Source organism: Acinetobacter sp. YH12211, from assembly GCF_013418015.1.
Lineage (GTDB): Bacteria > Pseudomonadota > Gammaproteobacteria > Pseudomonadales > Moraxellaceae > Acinetobacter > Acinetobacter towneri.
Genome location: NZ_VPCW01000005.1, coordinates 49,966 through 71,954 on the forward strand (window position 1 = coordinate 49,966; position 21,989 = coordinate 71,954).

The 21,989-nt window shown below is 42.2% G+C and carries 20 protein-coding genes; all 20 read right to left on the reverse strand.

Features of this window, described 5'->3' with window-relative positions; translation table 11 throughout:
* Positions 1 to 71: 71 nt before the first annotated feature.
* Positions 72 to 1,220, reverse strand: coding sequence for an outer membrane protein assembly factor BamB (gene bamB, locus FTU98_RS04200; protein ID WP_180050491.1), 1,149 nt, complete (start codon positions 1,218 to 1,220; stop codon positions 72 to 74).
* Positions 1,220 to 1,921 (reverse strand): tetratricopeptide repeat protein, encoded by a 702-nt coding sequence (locus FTU98_RS04205; RefSeq protein WP_180050493.1) that lies wholly within the window; start codon positions 1,919 to 1,921, stop codon positions 1,220 to 1,222. Before FTU98_RS04205 ends, bamB begins: the two co-directional genes overlap by 1 nt.
* A gap of 30 nt (positions 1,922 to 1,951) precedes the next feature.
* Positions 1,952 to 3,247: a histidine--tRNA ligase gene (gene hisS / locus FTU98_RS04210; RefSeq protein WP_004975101.1), complete on the reverse strand. Its 1,296-nt coding sequence runs from the start codon at positions 3,245 to 3,247 to the stop codon at positions 1,952 to 1,954.
* A gap of 3 nt (positions 3,248 to 3,250) precedes the next feature.
* A complete protein-coding gene (gene ispG, locus FTU98_RS04215; protein WP_004975100.1) occupies positions 3,251 to 4,372 on the reverse strand; it encodes a flavodoxin-dependent (E)-4-hydroxy-3-methylbut-2-enyl-diphosphate synthase in 1,122 nt (373 codons plus the stop codon).
* Between the two features lie 22 nt (positions 4,373 to 4,394).
* Positions 4,395 to 5,204: a RodZ domain-containing protein gene (locus tag FTU98_RS04220; protein ID WP_004975098.1), complete on the reverse strand. Its 810-nt coding sequence runs from the start codon at positions 5,202 to 5,204 to the stop codon at positions 4,395 to 4,397.
* On the reverse strand, positions 5,195 to 5,983 hold the full coding sequence (gene pilW / locus FTU98_RS04225; RefSeq protein WP_371971077.1) for a type IV pilus biogenesis/stability protein PilW: 789 nt from the start codon (positions 5,981 to 5,983) through the stop codon (positions 5,195 to 5,197). The genes FTU98_RS04220 and pilW overlap by 10 nt, the downstream gene beginning before the upstream one ends.
* A 75-nt stretch (positions 5,984 to 6,058) precedes the next feature.
* Positions 6,059 to 7,291 carry a 23S rRNA (adenine(2503)-C(2))-methyltransferase RlmN gene (gene rlmN, locus FTU98_RS04230; RefSeq protein ID WP_004975094.1) on the reverse strand — a complete coding sequence of 411 codons (1,233 nt, stop codon included), beginning with the start codon at positions 7,289 to 7,291 and terminating at the stop codon, positions 6,059 to 6,061.
* Between the two features lie 136 nt (positions 7,292 to 7,427).
* The gene (gene ndk / locus FTU98_RS04235; RefSeq protein ID WP_004975092.1) at positions 7,428 to 7,859 is read right to left on the reverse strand and encodes a nucleoside-diphosphate kinase; all 432 of its coding nucleotides are present in this window, start codon (positions 7,857 to 7,859) and stop codon (positions 7,428 to 7,430) included.
* A 161-nt stretch (positions 7,860 to 8,020) separates the two neighbouring features.
* Positions 8,021 to 8,221: a Fe-S cluster assembly protein IscX gene (gene iscX, locus FTU98_RS04240; protein WP_004975089.1), complete on the reverse strand. Its 201-nt coding sequence runs from the start codon at positions 8,219 to 8,221 to the stop codon at positions 8,021 to 8,023.
* Positions 8,222 to 8,322: 101 nt separating this feature from the next.
* Positions 8,323 to 8,874, reverse strand: a complete 552-nt coding sequence (locus tag FTU98_RS04245; RefSeq protein WP_004975087.1) for a phosphatase PAP2 family protein — start codon at positions 8,872 to 8,874, stop codon at positions 8,323 to 8,325.
* 25 nt (positions 8,875 to 8,899) lie between these two features.
* The gene (locus tag FTU98_RS04250; protein ID WP_179997079.1) at positions 8,900 to 10,183 is read right to left on the reverse strand and encodes a glycosyltransferase family 1 protein; all 1,284 of its coding nucleotides are present in this window, start codon (positions 10,181 to 10,183) and stop codon (positions 8,900 to 8,902) included.
* A gap of 265 nt (positions 10,184 to 10,448) precedes the next feature.
* The gene (locus FTU98_RS04255; RefSeq protein WP_004975083.1) at positions 10,449 to 10,874 is read right to left on the reverse strand and encodes a hypothetical protein; all 426 of its coding nucleotides are present in this window, start codon (positions 10,872 to 10,874) and stop codon (positions 10,449 to 10,451) included.
* A gap of 31 nt (positions 10,875 to 10,905) precedes the next feature.
* On the reverse strand, positions 10,906 to 13,215 hold the full coding sequence (locus FTU98_RS04260; RefSeq protein WP_180050495.1) for a fimbria/pilus outer membrane usher protein: 2,310 nt from the start codon (positions 13,213 to 13,215) through the stop codon (positions 10,906 to 10,908).
* A gap of 3 nt (positions 13,216 to 13,218) precedes the next feature.
* Positions 13,219 to 13,935: a molecular chaperone gene (locus tag FTU98_RS04265; RefSeq protein ID WP_104852477.1), complete on the reverse strand. Its 717-nt coding sequence runs from the start codon at positions 13,933 to 13,935 to the stop codon at positions 13,219 to 13,221.
* A 98-nt stretch (positions 13,936 to 14,033) separates the two neighbouring features.
* On the reverse strand, positions 14,034 to 14,564 hold the full coding sequence (locus FTU98_RS04270) for a hypothetical protein (RefSeq protein ID WP_180050497.1): 531 nt from the start codon (positions 14,562 to 14,564) through the stop codon (positions 14,034 to 14,036).
* Positions 14,565 to 15,318: 754 nt separating this feature from the next.
* Entirely contained in the window at positions 15,319 to 16,245 is a 927-nt protein-coding gene (locus tag FTU98_RS04275; protein WP_004975074.1) for a branched-chain amino acid transaminase, read from the reverse strand.
* A 34-nt stretch (positions 16,246 to 16,279) separates the two neighbouring features.
* Positions 16,280 to 19,024 carry a bifunctional [glutamate--ammonia ligase]-adenylyl-L-tyrosine phosphorylase/[glutamate--ammonia-ligase] adenylyltransferase gene (gene glnE / locus FTU98_RS04280; RefSeq protein ID WP_096901524.1) on the reverse strand — a complete coding sequence of 915 codons (2,745 nt, stop codon included), beginning with the start codon at positions 19,022 to 19,024 and terminating at the stop codon, positions 16,280 to 16,282.
* A 176-nt stretch (positions 19,025 to 19,200) separates the two neighbouring features.
* Complete coding sequence (locus tag FTU98_RS04285; protein WP_004975071.1) at positions 19,201 to 20,007, reverse strand: enoyl-ACP reductase; 807 nt, start codon at positions 20,005 to 20,007, stop codon at positions 19,201 to 19,203.
* 179 nt (positions 20,008 to 20,186) lie between these two features.
* Entirely contained in the window at positions 20,187 to 21,179 is a 993-nt protein-coding gene (locus tag FTU98_RS04290; RefSeq protein WP_180050500.1) for a DUF2804 domain-containing protein, read from the reverse strand.
* Positions 21,180 to 21,382: 203 nt separating this feature from the next.
* Positions 21,383 to 21,904 carry a DUF1543 domain-containing protein gene (locus FTU98_RS04295; protein ID WP_096901526.1) on the reverse strand — a complete coding sequence of 174 codons (522 nt, stop codon included), beginning with the start codon at positions 21,902 to 21,904 and terminating at the stop codon, positions 21,383 to 21,385.
* Positions 21,905 to 21,989 lie beyond the last annotated feature (85 nt).

The window sequence follows — 21,989 nt, forward strand, 5'->3', positions numbered from 1 at the left end:
GGGGCATTGATGATTCAATTACCCCGCGTAAAAATACGGACAACTATTTTAGCATAAAAGTCAGAACAAAATTAGCGGTTCTGCCAAACGCTTAATGCGCCCTTTTGCGTTGCGACATAGAGTTGATTGTCAATTACACGCAATGAACGGACTTCGCCATTGGTTTTTGAACGTCCAACCAGTTGCCCTGAACTTGGATCAATGAGGTGTAAGACACCATCTAAATCACCTACCACTAAATATTGTCCAAACAATACAGGATTAGATAAACGACGGTTGAGTAAACTGTCATTTTCCCAAAGTGCTTGTCCTGATGTGATTTCATAAGCTGCAATTTTGCCATCTGCAGTGCTGACAAATACACCATTCCCCGCCACTTCTGGGCGTTTGGTACTGCTTGCGTCTTCACTCCAAATCACTTGTTGTGAAGCTAAGTCCAATACAGTGACCTGACCTTGATAGCTTGTGGTCACTAAGAATTGACCTGCAACCACAGGGTCGCCATCAATATCATTTAAGCGTTGAATATCTGAACGGCCTTCACTAATAGCAACACGACGCTGCATACGTGGTACGCCTGTAACAATATCTAGTGCATAGACATAGGCATTTGCAGAAGCAATCAGCACAGTACGTGAATCGAGCGCAACGGGTGCCGCCATGCCACGTAAGCTAAATTGTACGTTTGGTAAATTGTAAGTCCAAACCAATTGACCTGTTTCGGCATTGTGTGCATATACCGTGCCATCATTACTTACAGTCACCACACGACCTGCCTGAATTAACGATGGTGCAAGAATTGCTCCTGTTAACTTTGCAACCCACTTTTGTTCACCTGTTTGCTGATCTAAAGCAAACAATTGACCTTTGGCATTTCCTGCAACCACAATGCCTTCAGCAGCATTGACACCTGCCGTTAAGCCTTGCTTAGACACTTGTTTTTGCCAAAGACGTTGCTTGCCTTGATAGGCAGCCATCTCACCTTTAGGATCAACAGTATAAATTACCCCGTTTTCGGCATCTAATTGCAGGCGTAGTGGATCGGCTGATGTAGTCGATGCAACGCTTTGTGAAAATACAGGAACTAGACTTTGTGCTTGCTCAAGTTTTGGCAGTGGATTTGGCTTAACTTCTGCAACTTTAATTTTATTGGTAGAACACCCCACTAAAGCGAGGGTTAAAACGGTCAGTGCAAACGGTATTTTATACTTTCTATTCATTAGCTCTCATCCACTTGTGTTTCTAATACTGGGCGTTCAATTTCAGGATCATCCACCAAAACACCAACACTTTCGAGTTTTATTTGTAAAATTTGACGTTCTTGTTTACGTTCCACCAAAGTATCCCATGCACTTTGATAGGCTTTTTTGGCATTTTCACGGTCATTTTTCGCGACATAAACATCGCCACGCGCTTCATCTGCAGTCGCTTTAAATGCAGGATCAGTCACCGCGGCCAAACTTTGAATAGCTTCATCGTATTTCTTTTGCGCCAACTGTGCATAAGCCAAACGCAACTTAACCAATTGCACTAAGCCTTGGTCTTTTACTTTAGAGTTTTCAACTTTCTTTAAGGCTTTTTCTGCGGCAGCAAAATCTTGCTGATCGTAAGCGAGTTTAGCCATTAAGAATTGAGTTTGAATAGCTTGCGCAGAATCAGGGACTTCTTTCACAATTTTATCGGCAGTTGCAGACAATTGACTGAAGGCATCTGGATTGCCTTCTGCTGTACGTGCATCATCCATCAGTTGTTGCACTTTAGCAGTATTCATTTGCTGCTCTGCCAAGGTTTTTTTCTGCCAATATTGCCATCCGAAAAAGGCAATCAACGCAATTAAAATCCCGCTAATCATGGCTGAACCATATTTTTTCGCAAACGATTTTAAACTATCAAGTTGTTCGTCATCACTCAATGCGCTCATTGGATTACCCTTTTCCTTATGTTATTTGGCTTATTGTGAAGAAAATTTTTCAATGATGAAAGGCACAATTTTGGTCACTGCAACAGTCGTTTGCTCAGCAGTTGCCAAGGTTTTCACTGCCAATTGCTGTGCTTCCGCTTCGCGCTCACCAAAAATCAAGGCATAGATTGCACCTGATTGATCGGCTTTTTTCATTTGGCTTTTCATTGAGCCTTGTGAACCAACTTTTAAGCGAATCTGGCTGCCCGCTTGTTCGAATTGGTCACGAATTTGCTCAGCTAAAACCAACGCCTTGCCTTGAGTTGTTGGATCTGCCAACAAGAATACTTCACAATCACGTACAGGCGTATTGTCTTCGACTTGCTCAAGCAACAACAATAAACGCTCAATGCCCATGGCGAAGCCCACGGCAGGTACGGACTGATCTGCCTTACCCTTCAACTGCCCAACCAAACCATCATAGCGCCCGCCTGCACAAACTGTGCCTTGCGAACCTAAATGCGTGGTTGTCCATTCAAAAACGGTTTTATTGTAATAATCTAAACCACGTACCAGTTTTTGATTAATCACAAACTCAATGCCTGCATCGGTTAAATACTGCTGTAATTGGGCAAAGTGATTCAGCGTATCTTCACCCATAAAATCATGCAATTTTGGAGCATTTTCTAGGATGCTTTGCGTTTTAGCATCTTTCGAGTCCAAAATACGCAGTGGGTTAGTACTTAAACGACGCTGTGAGTCTTCGTCTAAATCGGCTTTGTGCGCTTCCAAAAACTCAACCAAAGCGGCACGATACGCTGCGCGCTCATCCGACTCACCCAGCGTATTCAACTCTAAGCGAACTTTATCGGCAACGCCCATACGTTTCCATAAACGCGCAGTCATTAAAATAAGTTCGGCATCCATATCTGGTGTTGCAACGCCAAAAGTTTCTACACCAAATTGGTGGAATTGACGATAACGACCTTTTTGCGGTTTTTCATAACGAAACATTGGGCCGATATACCACACGCGCGGTGTCGCACCACGTAGCAAATTGTGCTCTAACATGGCACGTACACAACCCGCAGTTCCTTCAGGACGCAAAGTCAAAGACTCAGGCGGATTACCCTTGTCTAAGAATGTGTACATTTCTTTTTCAACAATATCGGTCGCATCACCAATTGAACGCTTAAACAAATTGGTTTGCTCAACCATTGGCAAACGAATTTGTTGATAACCATAAGCATCCATTAAAGATGCTAAATGTTGCTCTAGACGTCTCCACGCAGGTGTTTGCGTTGGAAGAATGTCATTAAAACCTTTAATTGCAACAATTGAACTCATGACTTACTCAGAAAAATTTGTACGAATAATCTCTTTAGATTTAGCTTGTTCAAGCTCTGTAACACGCTGACGAACCATGCTTTCGATTTCATCAACGAGTTGATTGGTATCAATTAAATGGCTCTTTTCACCATTACGATAAACCAATGAACGCGGACTTGCGCCCACCACACCAATATCAGCTTCTTTAGCTTCGCCCGGGCCATTCACTTTACAACCAATGACCGATACATCCATTGGAGTACGAATATCTTCTAAACGCTCCTCCAATGCCTGCATTACAGAAATGACGTTAAATTCCTGACGTGAACAGCTTGGGCAGGCAATAAAGTTAATCCCGTTAGAGCGTAAACCTAAAGATTTTAGAATATCAAAACCGATTTTGACTTCATCTTCAGGTTCTGCCGCAAGCGAAATACGCATAGTATCGCCAATACCTTCCATGAGCAGACCGCCCAAGGCAATTGCAGATTTTACGGTGCCTGTACGGTAAATACCTGCTTCAGTTACGCCTAAATGTAATGGATTATCAATTTGTTGTGATAACAAACGATAAGCATCCATGGTTAAAAACACATTCGATGCTTTGACTGAAACTTTAAATTCCTGAAAATCTAAACGGTCTAAAATATCAATATGACGCATAGCAGATTCCAGCAATGCTGCACCTGTCGGCTCGCCATATTTTTTCTGAATATCTTTTTCCAGCGATCCTGCATTCACACCAATTCGCATAGAAATATCATGATGTTTGGCAGCAGCCACCACTTCACGAATCTTGGCTTCCGAACCAATATTACCCGGGTTAATCCGCAAACAGTCTGCACCCGCATCGGCAACTGCCAATGCAATTTTATAGTCAAAGTGAATGTCTGCCACCAACGGCACAGATACTTGCTTACGAATTTCGCCAAATGCAGCTGCGGCTTCCATGGTTGGTACAGAAACACGCATGATGTCTACGCCCGCATCTACACAACGCTGAATTTGCGCCACGGTTGCAGCAACATCGCAGGTTTCCGTATTGGTCATACTTTGGATGCTAATGGGCGCATCACCACCCACATAGACAGAACCCACACGAATTTTACGGGTCGGACGGCGTTGAATTGGATTTACAATCATGATATCGCTCTACCTTGCTGCATTATCGAGATAAACGGAATTCTGCTTTTCCGTTCACAGTATATGGCGATAATGAAATCGACTCATTGTTCAAACTTAATGACACAGCAGTCGCATCATCTAAGCGAATTTGAAATGGGGCTTCGCCTTGTAAATTTAAAGTAGAGGCTTGACGTCCTGTCGCTAAAACATTGCCAGCAGAGTCAACAATATGCACTGAAGTTGGACGAGCAAATTGCAAATTCAGCTGATCGCCCGAAGCAAGTGCAGGCGTGCTGCCTGTCGCATTGTCAGAAATGATTTGCACATCGGATTGCAGTACTGCAATTTCAGGTTCTGCACCCTCTTGACCAGACGACATCCAGTTTTGAATTAGCGCGACCAATGCCCACAACAACAGCAATACCGCCACAATCACAGCGATACGTGTGAGCCACTTTTTATTGCGATCGCGGTTAGAGCCTGGCAGTTTTCCCATAATTTTGATGGGTGAATTGTTCAAGGCGTGATTTGGCAACAACCCTGTATCGTTGGCATAAATTTCATCAAAACGCTGAATAATGGCTGAAGCATCGACCTGTAAATATTTGGCATAGGTACGATAATAACCTTTAATAAAGGTCGCTTCAGGCAAAGCGGTATATTCGTCTTGCTCTAGCGCCATCAGCGTTTTTAATGGAATTTTCAAATCTTTTGAAACATCATCCAGTTCGCGTTTTTGATTGACGCGAATTTGACGAAGGTACTCACCTGGACGTTGAACATTTCCTAATGCATGGGGTACAGGCGTTGTCCCCTGTGTGGGTTGCGGTGAATTAGGATTTACTTCCATACGGCCTCAGTACTGTACTGTAATTGCAAATAACGTTGGTATTCTTGGCTATTGGGAAATAATGCACGCAGCTGGTTCACTAAAACCTGAGTTCCCAATTGATCGCCATTGGCACGTGCTAAACGAATCCCAATCCATAAGGCACGCGCACCCTGATTTTTTTGCCCCACAGCACGTACAAATTGTTCATACAATTGTCGCGCGGGTGCAAATTGTTGTCTTAAATATAAAATTTCCGACAACTCTAACATTGAAACATAAGAATCGCGATTGGCTTGCAAGGCTTGTTTGAATGACTTTTCGGCATTCTCTATATCGCCTAATTTCAAGTAAATACGACCTACATTTTCCAATGCTCTAAAGCGTTGATCATAACCCAGTGTTGCACCTGCAATACTGAGCTGCTCAATCGCATCATTATAGCGTTCTACTTGATATAAATACGTACCATAGTTGTTACGCGCTTGTGCATTTTTTGGGTCAGCGGCAATGGCACGCTTAAAATACGCATCGGCTTTTTCTAAATTCAGCTTGCTGCCTTCTTGTTGCAGCAACACGCCCATCATCATATTAGCGGTGGAATCACGTGAATCGCTTTCCAAAGCTTGATCAAGTGCGCGTTTGGCTGAGTCTAAATCGCCATTTTTTAAGTATTCTGCTGCCAACTGCGTACGTACTTGCACCGCTTTTTCAGGGTCTTTTTGCCCTAAGGTTGGAGCTGTGGTTTGACAAGCTGCAGCAAAAATTGCCGAAATACAAACAGTTGTAATTTGTGCGATTTTAAATACAGGCTTATTCAATGGACATCCCCTTTGCGTCTTCGTTCGATGCAAGTTAGTTATCTATACAAGTCATTATCCTTGCGAGCGTATGATTTCATTTTGCGCTGCAACTTTCTTTTTCCACTGTTCGGCACGGCGGGTGCGGTCTGCCACTTGTCCGACCAATTGCCCACACGCAGCATCAATATCATCACCACGTGTCTGACGAATCGTACACACAAAACCTGCATCAGACAAAGTTTTTTGGAAAGAAATAATTCGATTTCGGCTTGAACGTCCATACGGCGCGTGCGGAAATGGGTTAAATGGAATCAAATTAATCTTGCTTGGCAGGTTCTTGAGTAGCTTAATCATTTGCTGCGCATGTTCAGGATGGTCATTTACACCATCTAACATGACATATTCAATGGTCACGTGTTTACGCGCACTTTCGTTGCCATCTTTGCCAATATAACGCTGACAAGCTGCGATTAATTGTTCCAATGGATATTTTTTATTGATTGGAACAAGTTCATCACGCAGTTCGTTATTGGTGGCGTGCAAAGAAATTGCCAAAGCCACATCAATATCTTGTGCCAATTGGTCAATTTTAGGTACAACACCCGAAGTCGATAAAGTCACACGACGCTTAGACATGCCATAAGCAAAGTCATCTAGCATAATGCGCATGGCGTTCAAGACGGCATCGTAATTCAACAACGGTTCGCCCATACCCATCATCACCACGTTGGTCACAGAACGCTCACGTTCAATCACAGGCACATCTTCCATATAGGAATAGTTTGCCATCCACAACTGACCAATAATTTCGGCTTGGGTTAGGTCACGCTGAAAACCTTGTTTACCCGTAGAACAAAATGAACAGTCAAGTGCACAACCTACTTGCGATGAAATACACAGGGTTTTACGTGAGCCAGTTTTGTCTTCGGCAGGAATCAGAACGGTTTCGACCAATGAGCCTTCACCATCACCGACACGGAATACCCACTTACGAGTACCGTCTTTAGAATAATTTTTATGCACCACTTCAGGCGCTTTAATTTCACAAATCTTTTCCAGTTTTTCACGTAACTTGCCTGAAATATTGGTCATTTCAGCAAAATCTGTAACAAAAAACTGGTGAATCCATTTCATCACCTGCCCTGCACGGAATTTCTTCTCGCCTAAATCTTCAAAGAATTTTTCCATTTGTGGACGTGACATGCCAAGGAGATTCACTTTCTCTGCAGTCGCAGACTGTGCAGGAGCGGACGCAGATGCTTGCTGAACATCTGTCGCAGATGCAGCGAGGACTTCTGTACTCATGTGTGTATACCTAAACCATGTCTAAAGATGAAAGGAGAAGCTCAAGAGGTGAGCAAAGGTTTATTCAGAAAATAAAAATCGGAGAATAAAAAACCAGATAAGCATAATAACACTTATCTGGTTTGAATACTGCGTATTAACGAGTACGTGGGCAAACTTCAGTTTGAGCAAAGAAGTAGTTTACTTCACGCTCTGCAGATGCAACTGAGTCTGAACCGTGAGCAGCGTTTTCATCGATGCTTACAGCGAAATCTGCACGGATTGTACCAGGTGCAGCTTCTTTAGGGTTTGTTGCACCTAAAATTTCACGGTGAGCAAGAACTGCGTTTTCACCTTCAAGAACTGAAACAACGACTGGACCAGAAGTCATGAACGCAACTAGGTCACCAAAGAAACCACGTTCTTTGTGCTCAGCGTAGAAGCCTTCAGCTTCAGCTTGAGAAAGGTGTTTCATTTTAGTCGCAACGATTTTAAGACCAGCTTTTTCGAAACGAGCAAAGATGTCACCGATGTGGTTTTTAGCAACTGCATCTGGTTTTACGATAGATAAAGTACGTTCAATAGCCATGATTGGCTCCTTAAGTCAATGTTGACGCGAAAATTTTGCCGCATTATACCGAATAATGGGCTATTTTCTGCTTTTGATGTGTAAAAAAATTGCTTTTTTCGATATGAAGCGCATTGTGCAGGACCTTGATCGGCAAATCAATCTTGCTTCACACCGCTAGATTAACGTGCTTCGTCAATCCACGCCATTTGAATGGCTTCTAAGATGCCTTCAGTCGATTTTTCGGGATCATCTTGAAACTCTGGCAAAGCACAGACCCAAGCGTGCAAATCGGTAAAACGAATCCATTGCGGATCGACATCGGGATGCGCCTCATATAACTCAATGGCAATGTCGATGCTGTCCGTCCAACGTAAACCCATGTGTATTCCCTATTCTAGTCAAGACAGCGACTACTTTAACAAATTTCGCATGGGCTGCCTGCCATTACTGCACTGAATTTTCGATTTGGTTTTATCCAAGCTTATAAAACAATATTTACATAAGGTGCAGCCAAAATAATCGCACTCGCCACTGAACCGCCAATCATCGCCCCGACTGCCACATCACTCGGATAGTGCAAGCCTAAAATCATACGGGAAACGGCCACCAAAATCGTAAAGGGCAACATCAACATCAACAATACTGGCTGGATATAACCCAAAACCGTTGTGGTCATGACTGCATGCAAAGTGTGACCTGATGGGAAGCTAAAATGATCTAAGGGACGTTCACCCAAACGGATCACTTGGTGTACCTGATACGGACGTGGACGGACGGTTTTTTGTTTTAAATATTTATAAATACCTGTGCCGACAGATCCGCCTAACAACAGATAAATAATTTGTAAACTATAACCAATGCCCTGCATCATCCATGCACTTGCGAGCATGACATACCAGAACACACCATCGCCCAAACGGCTAATAACTTTAAAAAATTGTGCCACCCGCTGAGAGTGGGAAAAATGGTTAAGATACAAACAGCCTTTTAAGTCGAGATCCAGCATTCTTATTTTTGCATTTTTAAACTTCATCAGTTCTCTCCTCTTTGGCGTATAGCTAAGATGGCATGTGTAGCTCCTTCGCCACCAGATATAACGCCTGCTCAAATTGTTGGACTGGATACTGCCAGCCAATATTTAAAGTCGCTTTGCGGGCGTGTTCGCCCATCTGTCTAAGGGTTGTAAGATCGGGAAGTCGGTGGATATGACCGACCAAATCTTCTGGCTGACCGAGTGGACTCAACCAGCCTGTTTCATTCGGTTTTAGATGTAAACGTGCGCAAGCATAGTCATAAGCAATGACAGGCAAGCCACTGGCCATAGCTTCTAACACGACATTGCCAAAGGTTTCGACCTGACTGGCAAAAGCAAACACATCGGCACTGGCATAGGCTTGTGCAAGTGCTGTGCCACTTAAACTACCTGTAAAAATGATATCTCCCTGAGCGTTCATGGCTTCTAAACGTTCACGGTCTGGCCCATCTCCAACAATCACCAATTTCACAGGCTGTTCGGTATTTTTTGGCATACGCTGATAGGCATCAATAATAAGATTGACTTCTTTTTCAGGTGATAAACGCCCTACATACAACATCACCCGCGTATTTTCACTCGCACCCCAGCTTGCTCGCAGTTGGGTAGAACGAAAATCTGGTGAAAAATATTCAACATCGACACCACGCCCAACCACCACCAAAGGCCCTTGCACACCAAACTGACGCAATGATTTTTCAGTATGGCTACTTGGCACACACGTCAGCGAGGTATTGTTATGAAACCATTTTAGATAGTGCTGAATTGGCTTGAGTAAAAATGCCAAATCGAAAAAACGGCTAAAATCTTGAAATGCGGAGTGAAAACCACTTGATACTGGAATATTTTTTGATTTTGCAATATGTAAACTGGCAAGCCCTAAAGGGCCTTCAGTGACGATATGCACCACATCAGGTTGAAACTCATCTAAAGCCTGCGAAAGTTTAGACCACTGCGGCCAGCCAAATTGTAAATTATGATATTTAGGAATGGCTTGTGCTTTTACCAGACATTCTTGATACGGTTGGAATTGAGTGCAGGCTTGTTTTTGTTCAGGGCGAATCAATAAAATTTTGTGTCCAAGTTCCTGCAATCCTTTGCAAAGCTGCAACAGTGAACGTGCCACACCATTAATTTCAGGTGGCCAGGTTTCTGTTACAAGGGCAATTTTTAAACGTGGGCGGACAAGGTCTGAGAGTTCAGAGGTAGGCTGGCTACTTTTTTGTTTTTGATCTTGTTTGAAATGAAATTTAAATGCATCGCTGTAACGCTCTAATTTACTGCTCTGCTTTGCCAATACATTGCTCATCGCCTTATGCTCAATTCTTATTTTATGCTTGCTAGCATAGAGCAGCTGCATTGCAGTAATATGATGCTTTGGTGACACATTTGTCATTTTTTTAACAACTCGATGATCGCCTATACCTAGTTTTGCACATATAGTTTTATGTATAAATTTAATGTAAATCGTTTGCTGTCATTCACCCTAAATAGATAAAAAAAGCAGATATTGGATACCTGCCTGCTGAATATCTTGTTTGCTGAATACCTGATCTGCTGCACATCGAAGCCCTCTAAAAAAGTAAATTAATATACAACTCATCGGTATAACGACCTGCTGGCGTTGTCAAACTCGGTTGTTCATCCAAGCGTACCGCGACACTGTATTTATGTCCTGTCGTAGAAACATGCCCTGCGATGGGCGTGTTCCACAGATTTGTTTTTGCTCCCATAATACTCATACTGGTGCGTAAACGGTGTGTGCCATTATTCACAAAACTGCTGCCATGTTTGTCACGTAAATTACGACTACTGAACTGAATGCTATAACCTCGATCACAGCGCACATTAAAACTGGTTGCAGTCTGGCTACGGTATTGTGAGCTCATTTGCAATAAAGATTCACTGACCGAACCAATGGTGCAAGCCTGTGCAGGAAAACAAATCCAGCATCCACACAGCACTAGACTTAATTTTTTTACCATCCCTAATTTTTTCATGTTCTCATCCTCAATCATCCTGCTGATATACTTACTGACAAATCAAATCTAACTGTCTGGTTTGTGGAACAGTGCCTGCTTTAATTTGAGGGACTTCAAGTGAACTATGGCAAACTTTTCCACCTTTGGTTTTAACCTTCAGCGTATAACTGCCTGCTTTCACACCATATAAATGTACTTTTCCATCGCTGCCCACAGGTACAAATTCGGTTGCATCATCACTTAAATACACTTCACTGCCCTGCACAAAGGTCTGCTGATCGGGCGTGAGTAAACGCAATATGATCAATCCTGTACGCTGAACAGGGAAATTCACTTTATAGCCGCGTTGATTCATACCAATCACTTTTTGGCTTGAATATTCAAAGCTGTCATACAAATCTAACTGGTCTTGATCAAAAGACACGTCGTAATTGACGTAAGGCACAATGTCGTGCACAAACACATAACCGTGTTGATTGGTTTTACCAACAGGTGTTAAGGCACGTTGTACTTCCACATTTGGAATATCACCAACATTCACCAAAGCAAAAGCATTGTCTACATATTTGGTCATGGCCCATTTACGGTCTAACCACACTACTGCACCCTGATAATTGGCTTGACTGTAGCTAAAGCGTTCACTTTCATCGTGGCTTAAATATAAATTACCCATCGGCATTTTCAGGGCGGTATAGGCATTTACCCCAATATCCCCTTCTGTTTGTTGGTGACGCACAGCAAGAGTGTAATCCACACCATTTTGCGTCAGGCTGCTCTGTGCATAACGCAACTGGGTTTGCTCATCAAAATTATGCGAAAGCTGCGCACTGCGGCGTTGGTCAAATTGATAATTCAGTGTTAAATATGCCCCGTCACTATCCTGCACTTTCAAATCTTTATAATAAGAAAACGACAGTGAAGTTTGACGCCCAAACATACGAGAAAAACCAACTGTAAGCATTTGGCTATCTGCAAAGCTATTATTTGCATTGGGATGATAACGGCGCTCTAGATAGTTCACATTTAAGGTATTAATGAAAGGAATATTGAAAATACTGACATAAGCTAAGTTGTCGTATTCCACTGTTTGTGTCATATCGCTATAACCCAAACCACGATATTCAGGACTGTAGTATTTATGACTTGCACCAAGTGCAACCCGACTTCCATTACGGCTTAACGAAGCGCCAAAGGTATAACCATCGCCCCAATCACTGTGGCTAGACGCAGCATGCGTATCTAACAAGGCATATTTGCTGAGAGATTGCGTCCATAGCAACCCGACATTCTGCACATCTTTGCTATAACTTAAATTGGTTCCTAAAGTCGTGCTGTCTGTAATTCCACGTCTGAAATAAAGGTTGCCAAAAAACTCACGATAATCATCTGACACGTAGTCATAGTCATAACGCAACTTGCCTGCAGAAAAGTTATATTCATTTAACCCAGGTTTGAGTAATTGCGTGGTGACATAGACAGGAAAGGATTGCACGGTACGGTTACCCAATACATCTTCCACCACCACCTGCGCCTCACCCGACTGCTGAATATTGGCGCCTGTATTTAAGCTATAGTGTCCGGGTGTAATCTGTTGTTGATATAAATTGATGCCATTAATGTATAAATCGACGGTGGATGGCAGTACAGCACTGCCTCTTAAGGTGGGTACATTCCAATAAATAAAGTCTGGATAACTACTAAAATTCGAACCAAAAGATACACCGCCAAATCTGAATGTATCTAATAATGGATTATAAACGCTGGTGTTATCACCCAAGGTTAAACGCTGATAACGTGATGGAAACTCTATTTCAAAACTGGTATTCAAACGCAGTAGCTTATCTTGATCTTGTTCTACCTCTTTGCGATACATCATGGCATTTTTAAAAATCCAGTAATCTTTAAAAACACCAAGCTCCGTCAAGCCATTTATTTCATTGTAATTATCATAACGTGCATACAGCACATCATAATTTAAAAAGCCACCCAAGTCCGCTTTTGAGGGAATCGCATGCGTTTGGGTAAATTGTGCATCAATAAAATAGCTGGCTGGTACAGTTAGTTTTATGGCTTGCAGCGCAGCGTCTTGCACGGACTGAATTTCATTGGTGCTTACAGAACAGAACTGAGTTTGTGCGCTGTGTTTTTGTAAGCGGTCTTGCTGTAAACCGAGTTGTTGCAAAACCTCGCATTCCATATAGCGTTGCCCATCCTGCTGCAACACTAGACTTTCAATGACACGATCTACGCCATTTAGCCAGACACTATTCAATGCCATTTCAGTATTGGCAGCATTGGCGGGTAATGGTATCCCCCACAGGACACATTGCAGCGCAAAAAACAGTCGAGTTCTATGCATGATTTAGCCCTTCATTTTTAACTCAATGGCTTGCTCACTTTTATCTGTTTCAAGTTTGAGTATGTAATTTTTCAAATCACTGAGTTTGATTTGCCCCATATCAAAGCTGTGTTTTTGTTGATTTAACAAATATTTCATTTCACGTGTGGTTGCGATGGGTTGTTTTTGTTGGTTTAAAATGCTGATTGAAGAAATTTGCACATGCGATGCAGCATGATTTTCTATCTCTAAAAACAAATGGTCGTTTTGATAACGCGGGGTTGCAGTCACCTGAATGGCATCTTGCTTACCCACAAATAAAGGAACAGAAATCGTAAATAAAAATTGGAGAGCGTCTTCTTCCACCACAGGGGCAATTTCTTTAAAAACAATACGCCAAGTTTTTTCTTGCGCCATTTCTTCCTTAGAAAGTGGTCGGCTAAAACCTACGCGTATCACTTGTTGTGCATTCGGTTGTAAAACAAAGTTTTTAGGATTAATTAAGATGTCTTGTTCTGGTTCTAGCACATCTTCACCCTGTGCATTTTGCGACCATTTGTAGGCAGACATTTCAAAGCTTTTCGGTTCAGTAAGATCTGTGGCTTCCATGACTACTGTTGCACTGCGCTGTCGTGCTTTATCGCCCAAATACATTTGCGTCGGTGAAATCACCAAATTTGCATAAACTGCCTCTGCACATAAACAACTTGCGACCAGCACATATTTCAATAATTTTTTCATGCATCCCCCAACAATGTCTGATTACGCTTGTCTTTAGACTAAAAAGTTGACTCCACCCTGTCGGTAAAGCCAACTGATTCAGATTGCGTTCAAGTGAATTAGAATGACACTCGAATGTTGTATTTATCGGTATAGGTACCCGCTGGTTTAGAAATACCTACACCGTCACTTTTAACCAAGACATTGTAAGTACTCCAGCCATTGTTGCCTGGCGCAATATTGGTTTGCTGATCGTTTAACTGAATCAAAGATGGTGAACCCGCACGTTTGGTTTCAACCGTTAAGCCCACTGCATGATTACCTGATTTGGCTGCAGATTTGGTTGTTTTGCCTCCACCAACACGGTTGTCGGTATCGACCAATAAGTTGTAGTTTGCATTCGCCCCAACCATAAATTGACCAGAAGCTTGTGCACCATCTTTTAATGAGATACTTGGTGTTTTCACTTTCAGCTCACAGCGCTTAGGCACAATCACTTGAATTGGAATACTTCCTGTACATGGCCCTTCGTTACATACTGGGGTTGGGTTAGGGTCTTTAGGGGGATTATTACCACCACCCGCCATTGTTACCGTTGAAAAAGCTCCGAAAACCATCAAAGCAGCAGCAGTTTTAATAAATTTAGACATGTCATTTCTCCATAACTCTTATAAAAAACCATTTTTTAATCATTCACTCACTTGAGATATCGTTAGAATTATTGAAACTCAATCCTTAGCAAGTTTCTTCATTTTAGGTATTTCTCACAAAAATCCATCTATACGCCCCATTTCACACAATTTTTAATAAACTTTGAATTTCAGCAAATTACGAGATTAAAGTACTGTTTTAAATGACATCGCAAAAAACTAGGGAGCAGCTCACTCCCCAAAATTTGTGATCCAAATTTTAGGGATAATGAAAAATATATATTTATTTACATTTAAACCAACACATTGTTTTTATTTAACTTTAATAACATTTTTATTTTAACTTTTGTTACATTTTAAGTGGATTTATTTTTGAAAGAATGGTCAAAATTCGGTTTCTAGTCTAATTTTTACTACACTTTTCACGTATTTGATTCACTATCTCCTATCACATTCGACAGACTGAGCGTTTTTTAAAATCAAATCTCACCAATTGTAGGGATTGCCTCTCGCTATAAAAAAGCCATGTTTTGGGCGGCTGAATTTATCCAAAAGATCAAATTAGTACATCACCAGCTCAACGAAGAAACAGTTGATCATTCATCTATGTCTGTAACGTGAGAAATAAACCTCCCAAGAAGTTTAGCCGTTCAATAACGTAATAGCAGACAAAACAAAACCCCATTCAAGCCACTGCCTGAATGGGGTCATCACACCTGAGTCAGTAATATAGACTCAGGTACACACGCGTGACTTATTTAACGTAAGTCAACCAATGTGCATATTTGTCATTCTTGCCTTGAACTGCATCAAAGAAAGTTTTTTGAATTTCAGTGGTAATTGGGCCACGTGAACCACAGCCAATTACACGGTCATCGTATTCACGAATTGGAGTAACTTCTGCTGCTGTACCTGTAAAGAAGGCTTCATCGGCAATGTAGAATTCATCACGCGTAATACGGCGTTCAACTACCTCATAACCCAAGTCTTTAGCAATGGTGATCACCGTTTGACGCGTAATACCATCTAAAGCACCGCCTGCGATGTCTGGTGTATGTAAAACGCCATCTTTAATTAAGAATACGTTTTCGCCAGAACCTTGGCATACATAACCTTGTGGATCCATCAACATCGCTTCGTCATAGCCTGCTTGCGCTACTTCTTGGTGTGCAAGAATAGACAAAGTGTAGTTACCAGAAGCTTTAGCTTTACACATGGTCACGTTTGGATGATGATGCGTAAACGATGAAGTTTTAACGCGAATACCTTTAGCCATCGCTTCTTCACCCAAGTATGCACCCCACCCCCAAGCCGCAACAGCAGCATGAATGGTGTTATTGGTTGCAGCAATACCCAATTTTTCAGAACCAATCCAAATTAATGGACGTAAATAGCACGATGAAAGTTTGTTTTCACGTACCACATCAATTTGCGCCTGTTCTAAAGCTGCTTGATCAAATGGTACTTTCATTTGATAGATTTTTGCAGAGTTTAACAAACGCTTAGTATGGTCCTGAAGACGGAAAATCGCAGTTCCGTTTGGCGTTTCATAAGCGCGGACACCCTCAAACACACCCATACTGTAGTGTAAGGTATGCGTTAAGACGTGAATTTTTGCATCACGCCAGTCAACCAATTGTCCATCTTGCCAAATAAAACCATCACGATCAGCCAAATTCATGGCACACACTCCAAATGTTTATACAATAGTCATTTTAATCCAACGCAGACATAGCAGTCGGATCAATTAATCTTTGCCATAACTTGCAAACGACCTCACGGGTATCGTACCAGTCCGCAGCATTGACTTGCATGGATTGATTTGCAAGGGCTAAGCGGTGGCTTTCGGCTCGTTCACGGAGATAAGCTTGAATCAATGCTGTCGCATCGTCGCTGGATAAGCAACCTGTTTTTGCGGCATCTTCAAGGATTCTTACGTTGTCGGAATAATGGGCGAGATCAGGATTCGACCCACTCCAGGCTAATACCGCATACTGTGCCATAAATTCGATATCAACGATACCACCTGCATCCTGTTTTAAATGAAAAATTCCATCTTTTTTTTGCTCTTTAGATGAACCCAAATGATCTTTCATTTTTTGACGCATTTTCAGCACTTCACTGCGGACATAAGCTTCATCTCGCGGCTGGGTTAAAATCTGACAACGCAACACTTCAAACTTGTCACGTAAACATTGTTCGCCTGCAATACTGCGTGCACGAACCAAAGCCTGATGCTCCCACAGCCACGCACTTTTCAGTTGATATTGCTCGAAAGCGCGTAAACTGGTCACCAGTAAACCCGCATCTCCCGAAGGACGTAAACGGGTATCGACATCATAAACGCGACCATCTAAAGTTTGCGTGGTCATTAAAGATACAAATTTGCGTGCCACCCGCATGGCAAACTCAAAGCCACTGATCGGTTTAATGCCATCGGTATCGGCTTGTTCATCCATGTTGTGAATAAAAACCACGTCTAAATCTGAGCCGTAACCCAGTTCGATGCCACCCACTTTGCCATAACCAATAATGGCAAAAGCGTTATGCTCCAAACCACAGCGCTGCCCTTCACTGTCTAGCGGATAACCATGTTTTTTGACAATCATTTGATAGGCCAGTTGTAGGGCTGCATTTGCGGTCACTTCGGCAATATCGGTTAACGCATCTGACACTTTCATTAAGTGACTTTCTGCCAGTACATCGCTGGCCGCAACTGTTAATACGTTGGATTTTTTGAATAAACGTAGCACCCGCATGAGGTCTTCAACTTCATCCAGTTCAATGCGCAGCAATTGTTGGCGCAAAGAATCTTCCAAATCGCTGCGTTTTGGCAATTCAAAATCCATAGATAAAAATTCATCCAACAACACAGGATATTGCGTCAATTCTTCACAAATCCACGGGCTGACTGTGGCCATTTTTACCAAGCGTTGCAGTGCCCCCTTGCTTTCAATCAGCATGACCAAATACACGGTACGACGCAGAACAGATTCGACCAGTGGCATTAAACGCATCAATGCCATTTGTGGATTTTCTGACTGCAACACTGCTTCAATCAAGTGTGGCCAAAAGGTTTTTAAACGCTGTAAAGCTTTGGCGGTGAGTTTTTTAATGGCATGTCCATACCAGAACTCATGCACTAAATTTTTCGCTTGATCGTCTAGTACCGCATCGAGCTGTTTTTCTAGCTGACTGTAATTTTCCAGCAAAGAATCGGGTTCATTTTCTTTAATTAAATGCTCAAACTGATAAATGACTTTGACACGCTTTTCATTTAGGGTCTGCATAAAGCTGTCCCAATCGGCAAAGCCCAAAGTATCGCTAATGCGTGCGCGTAACTCAGGTTCAGTCGGTAAAGCTTGGCTTTGCTGATCATTCAAGGCTTGAATGGCATGTTCTACTCGACGCAGGAATAAATAGGCATCTTCCAAATCCAGTACGGCTTGTGGCTCTAGCAATTCAGCTTCACCCAAATGGCGCAAACTCACCAAACACTGGCGGTCTTGTAATTCTAGTTTTGAACCACCGTAAATCAGCTGAAAAACCTGCACAATAAATTCAACTTCACGAATACCGCCCGCGCCCAATTTAATATTGTCTTCAATATTACGACGCTGCACTTCGCGCTCAATCATGGCTTTCATTTCGCGCATGGCTTCAAAGGCGGTGTAATCGACATATTTGCGGAATACGAAAGGTCGGGTCATTTCCAGCAGTTCATAACCTTCTTGCCCACCTGTGATAATACGTGCCTTAATCCAAGCATAGCGTTCCCATTCGCGTCCATGCTGGCTTAAATATTTTTCCAGTGCGACATGGCTAATCGCCAAAGCCGAACCATCACCCCACGGACGTAAACGCATATCGACACGGAAAACAAAACCATCGGCGGTGATATGATCTAATAGATAGATCAGTTTTTGTCCCCATAAAATGCAGAATTGCTGCACTTCAATACACTTGCGTCCATTGGTTTCGCCTTGTTCATCAAAGGCAAAAATCAGGTCGATGTCGCTGGATAAATTCAGTTCCTGCGCACCATGTTTACCCATGGCGACCACAATCAGGTCTTGGACTTTGCCGTTATATCCCATCGGTTCGCCATGCTTGGCAACCAACGGAATCCGCGCAAAATCTTTGGCAACTTGCACACAAATATCGGCAAAGTCTGAAAGTTCCTGTGTCAACGTCACCACATCGGTGAGTTGGTTGGCATCTTGCCAAATCCAGCGGAACATTAAACGCGCGCGTAAAATTCGCAGGGTTTTCATCCACAAGGTTTCATCTTGAATGTCTTGTAAAGTCGAAATCACCAATTGATGAATATAGTCTGCGCTCAGCGGTTTTAGAAATTGGTCAATTGCATAATCCTGCTGTAACAGGCTTTCGTGATTTGCCAAGACTTGTTCTGCATATTGACTGGCATGTAACGTTTTTTGCAATTGTTCCGCATTCATTTTTAAGACCTAAAACCCAGTTTTATTTTGAAATATTGTCAACCCATCTATTTATAGCAGCAGATGCGTCAAAGAAGAAAATAAAATTACAGCAATCTGCAAAATACCTCTTACTTAAAATGCAGCGATAAAAAAACCGAAGCCTAAACTTCGGTTTTATCTGCTTGATGCAATGCTTATTCAGCATCTAGCATTAATTCTGCGCTCATACCAACCGTGTTAAAACCTGCATCGACATACAGAATTTCACCAGTAATACCATTCGCCCATGGTGAGCAAAGGAATAATGCCGCATTACCAACATCTTCAATGGTCACGTTGCGTTTTAAAGGTGCAACTTTTTCATTGAGGTCTAACATTTTACGGAATGATTTAATGCCTGATGCGGCAAGCGTACGAATTGGGCCTGCAGAAATTGCATTCACGCGAATACCGTCAGCACCCAAGCTTGAAGCCAAGTAGCGTACACCTGCTTCTAAAGATGCTTTCGCCATACCCATGACGTTGTAGTTTGGCATCACACGCTCAGAACCTTGATAAGTCAAAGTCAATAAGCAACCTTGGCGTGCTTGTAATAATGGTTTTGCAGCACGTGCCATCGCAATAAAGCTATAAGCACTAATGTCATGCGCAACTTTAAAACCATCACGATCTGTAACATCGGTAAAGTCACCATCTAAAGTATGCGCAGGCGCAAAACCAATCGAGTGAACCAAACCATCCAAACCATCCCAGTGCTTTGCCAAGTCAGCAAAAGCTTGCTCAATTTCTGCATCTACGCCTACATCGCAAGGCAATACAATGCTTGAGCCAAATTGTGCAGCGAAGTCATCAACACGTTTTTTGAGTTTTTCATTCGGATAAGTAAATGCTAATTCTGCACCTTCACGATGCAATGCTTCTGCAATACCAAATGCGATAGATAATTTACTTGCAATACCAGCAATTAAAAAACGCTTACCCGCCAAAAGACCTTGTGCCATGTGAAACTCACCTTGATATATTTCGCAATATCATGCCAATTCTGAACGCATAGTGAAATTGCATAATGCGCCTTTTTTTGCCGTTTATGTAAAAACTCAATGGCGATTCAAGTGAGTGATAGATGACGTCACATGATGATCTGCAAGTGGTGACGTACAATCTTGGTTAAAAACTTGCCCTACCACTTGGCATAATGCTGTTCAAGCAAGCCGTATTCGTTTAACAAAATAATTTCGGTATCGTCTTGTTGAATAGTACCACTAATTTTAGCTTGCCATTGGCTGAACTGACTGCCGACTAGACGCAAATTCAGGTTTTCATAACGGCGCCAACCTGTGCTGACAGTTAAATTCAAACGATGATCCAGTGAGCGAATGCTCCACGAACCATCATCTTCAGGTTGGAACAAAACATCTGTTAATGGATACAGCACGCCATTAATCCACAAACAATTTTCATTGCCAAAACTTTCATTCACACCAGAAGCCAGATTCAAACCTACTCGACGGTTTTCGGTATCCCAGAAGTTACACGACAACCAAAACCATGCCGTTTCAGGACGTAAAAAACCGCAGGTATCATCTAAAGAGGCAAAGGTGCGCTCATGGAATTGAATGGTTTGTCCAGTTTTATTAACAAAATAGCCTTCACAGCCGAGCGTGGTCAGTTTTTGGGTGTAAGTCCAACCATTAATACCTGTTGGGCTACACATACTTAGCGGGTCTGTGCCTGCACAAAATATCCGCGCACTGAGTTTAATTTCACCATATTTGGTCACGCAGATATAACGCACACCATTGGCATGTTGAATTTCAATTTGAAATGGCGATTTTTCAAAAAAACTTTGATTAAATAACGGTTGCTCATCTAAAACCGTATTACGCGATAAAAAATTAATCGCATTCCATTCCTGCACTTCGCCCGTCATGTGATTATAAATATAGACAAAACCGTGCCCTGCCCAAGCAATATCGGCAATCGCAAGCCCAATGGTATAGTGTTCGTGCTGAATACTACAAAATTTAAACTTTTTATATTTTAAGCGTTTACGCCAACCCGACAATACTTCACCATACGGTGATTTATATTGATAAGCCTGATAATCAATTTTTTTGGGAAGTTCACTAAAACGTCCATAATGCGGTTGTCCATTCGCCTGAATTAAATCCATTGAAGACATTCCCTATTGTCTAAAAACAATTCATCTTTGGTCGTATTATGCCTACAAATGCATGTACAAAAAACCCGCAGCTTATGATTTTGTTCAAAAAACTATAAAAGCATAGATTGTTTTACTATTTTAAGGCTTGAGCGTTCACTAAATATACAAAATATAAATTAATAGATATCTTTCCCTCAATATTCTGAAGGTATTTAAGCATCAGCATTCAAAGTCAGATAGGTATTTTCCCAACGATTGCCTGAAAATGAGCCTTCAACCAATTGCACATAGCGACCATGCACCTGATCTATCGCAATACAATCATCTACCTCTAAGACCCGATCGGTATGTTGTTTTTGCCAGTGCTGGGCAAAATAGGCTTTACCACGCTGTTTTGCCACCATTGGATTTTGCGCCACCACCAGTACATAACGATGTAACTCGCCAAACTCACGCGGATCATATCCACCTAAATTAATTAAATACAGTCGGTTTTCTGCCTGGTTCGGCTGCGCATCGGTAAATTTTAAATAGTAGGATTTACCTTCAAACTCAACACCATTAATTTGCGCCCATGCGTCAATATGCAAACCTTTCGGTTCTGCAAACCAAGCCTGCTTGAGTTGCGGATAGGTCTGTTCTAAAGAATCACCTACCGCAAGTACCACATCATGCACTTCGGTATTGGCTCGCGCATGACGTCCGCCTAACATCACGATAAATAAACTGGGCATATCCGACTCCTGCGCAAATATCCTAAGCTTGATGGCTTTTATAGTTGATGATTTTTAAGCATGATTGTTTAAAGTAGCGAGAATT

Excerpts from the sequence above, each read along its gene's own strand:
- rlmN (WP_004975094.1), bottom strand. The coding sequence starts at position 7,291 with ATGAGTACAGAAGTCCTCGCTGCATCTGCGACAGATGTTCAGCAAGCA.
- ndk (WP_004975092.1), bottom strand. The coding sequence starts at position 7,859 with ATGGCTATTGAACGTACTTTATCTATCGTAAAACCAGATGCAGTTGCT.
- FTU98_RS04205 (WP_180050493.1), bottom strand. The coding sequence starts at position 1,921 with ATGAGCGCATTGAGTGATGACGAACAACTTGATAGTTTAAAATCGTTT.
- FTU98_RS04270 (WP_180050497.1), bottom strand. The coding sequence starts at position 14,564 with ATGTCTAAATTTATTAAAACTGCTGCTGCTTTGATGGTTTTCGGAGCT.
- FTU98_RS04285 (WP_004975071.1), bottom strand. The coding sequence starts at position 20,007 with ATGGCACAAGGTCTTTTGGCGGGTAAGCGTTTTTTAATTGCTGGTATT.
- hisS (WP_004975101.1), bottom strand. The coding sequence starts at position 3,247 with ATGAGTTCAATTGTTGCAATTAAAGGTTTTAATGACATTCTTCCAACG.
- ispG (WP_004975100.1), bottom strand. The coding sequence starts at position 4,372 with ATGATTGTAAATCCAATTCAACGCCGTCCGACCCGTAAAATTCGTGTG.
- FTU98_RS04220 (WP_004975098.1), bottom strand. The coding sequence starts at position 5,204 with ATGGAAGTAAATCCTAATTCACCGCAACCCACACAGGGGACAACGCCT.
- FTU98_RS04290 (WP_180050500.1), bottom strand. The coding sequence starts at position 21,179 with ATGGATTTAATTCAGGCGAATGGACAACCGCATTATGGACGTTTTAGT.
- FTU98_RS04255 (WP_004975083.1), bottom strand. The coding sequence starts at position 10,874 with ATGAAAAAATTAGGGATGGTAAAAAAATTAAGTCTAGTGCTGTGTGGA.
- FTU98_RS04265 (WP_104852477.1), bottom strand. The coding sequence starts at position 13,935 with ATGAAAAAATTATTGAAATATGTGCTGGTCGCAAGTTGTTTATGTGCA.
- glnE (WP_096901524.1), bottom strand. The coding sequence starts at position 19,024 with ATGAATGCGGAACAATTGCAAAAAACGTTACATGCCAGTCAATATGCA.
- iscX (WP_004975089.1), bottom strand. The coding sequence starts at position 8,221 with ATGGGTTTACGTTGGACGGACAGCATCGACATTGCCATTGAGTTATAT.
- FTU98_RS04275 (WP_004975074.1), bottom strand. The coding sequence starts at position 16,245 with ATGAATTTGGCTGATCGTGATGGTTTTATTTGGCAAGATGGACAATTG.
- FTU98_RS04250 (WP_179997079.1), bottom strand. The coding sequence starts at position 10,183 with ATGAGCAATGTATTGGCAAAGCAGAGCAGTAAATTAGAGCGTTACAGC.
- FTU98_RS04295 (WP_096901526.1), bottom strand. The coding sequence starts at position 21,904 with ATGCCCAGTTTATTTATCGTGATGTTAGGCGGACGTCATGCGCGAGCC.
- FTU98_RS04245 (WP_004975087.1), bottom strand. The coding sequence starts at position 8,874 with ATGAAGTTTAAAAATGCAAAAATAAGAATGCTGGATCTCGACTTAAAA.
- FTU98_RS04260 (WP_180050495.1), bottom strand. The coding sequence starts at position 13,215 with ATGCATAGAACTCGACTGTTTTTTGCGCTGCAATGTGTCCTGTGGGGG.
- bamB (WP_180050491.1), bottom strand. The coding sequence starts at position 1,220 with ATGAATAGAAAGTATAAAATACCGTTTGCACTGACCGTTTTAACCCTC.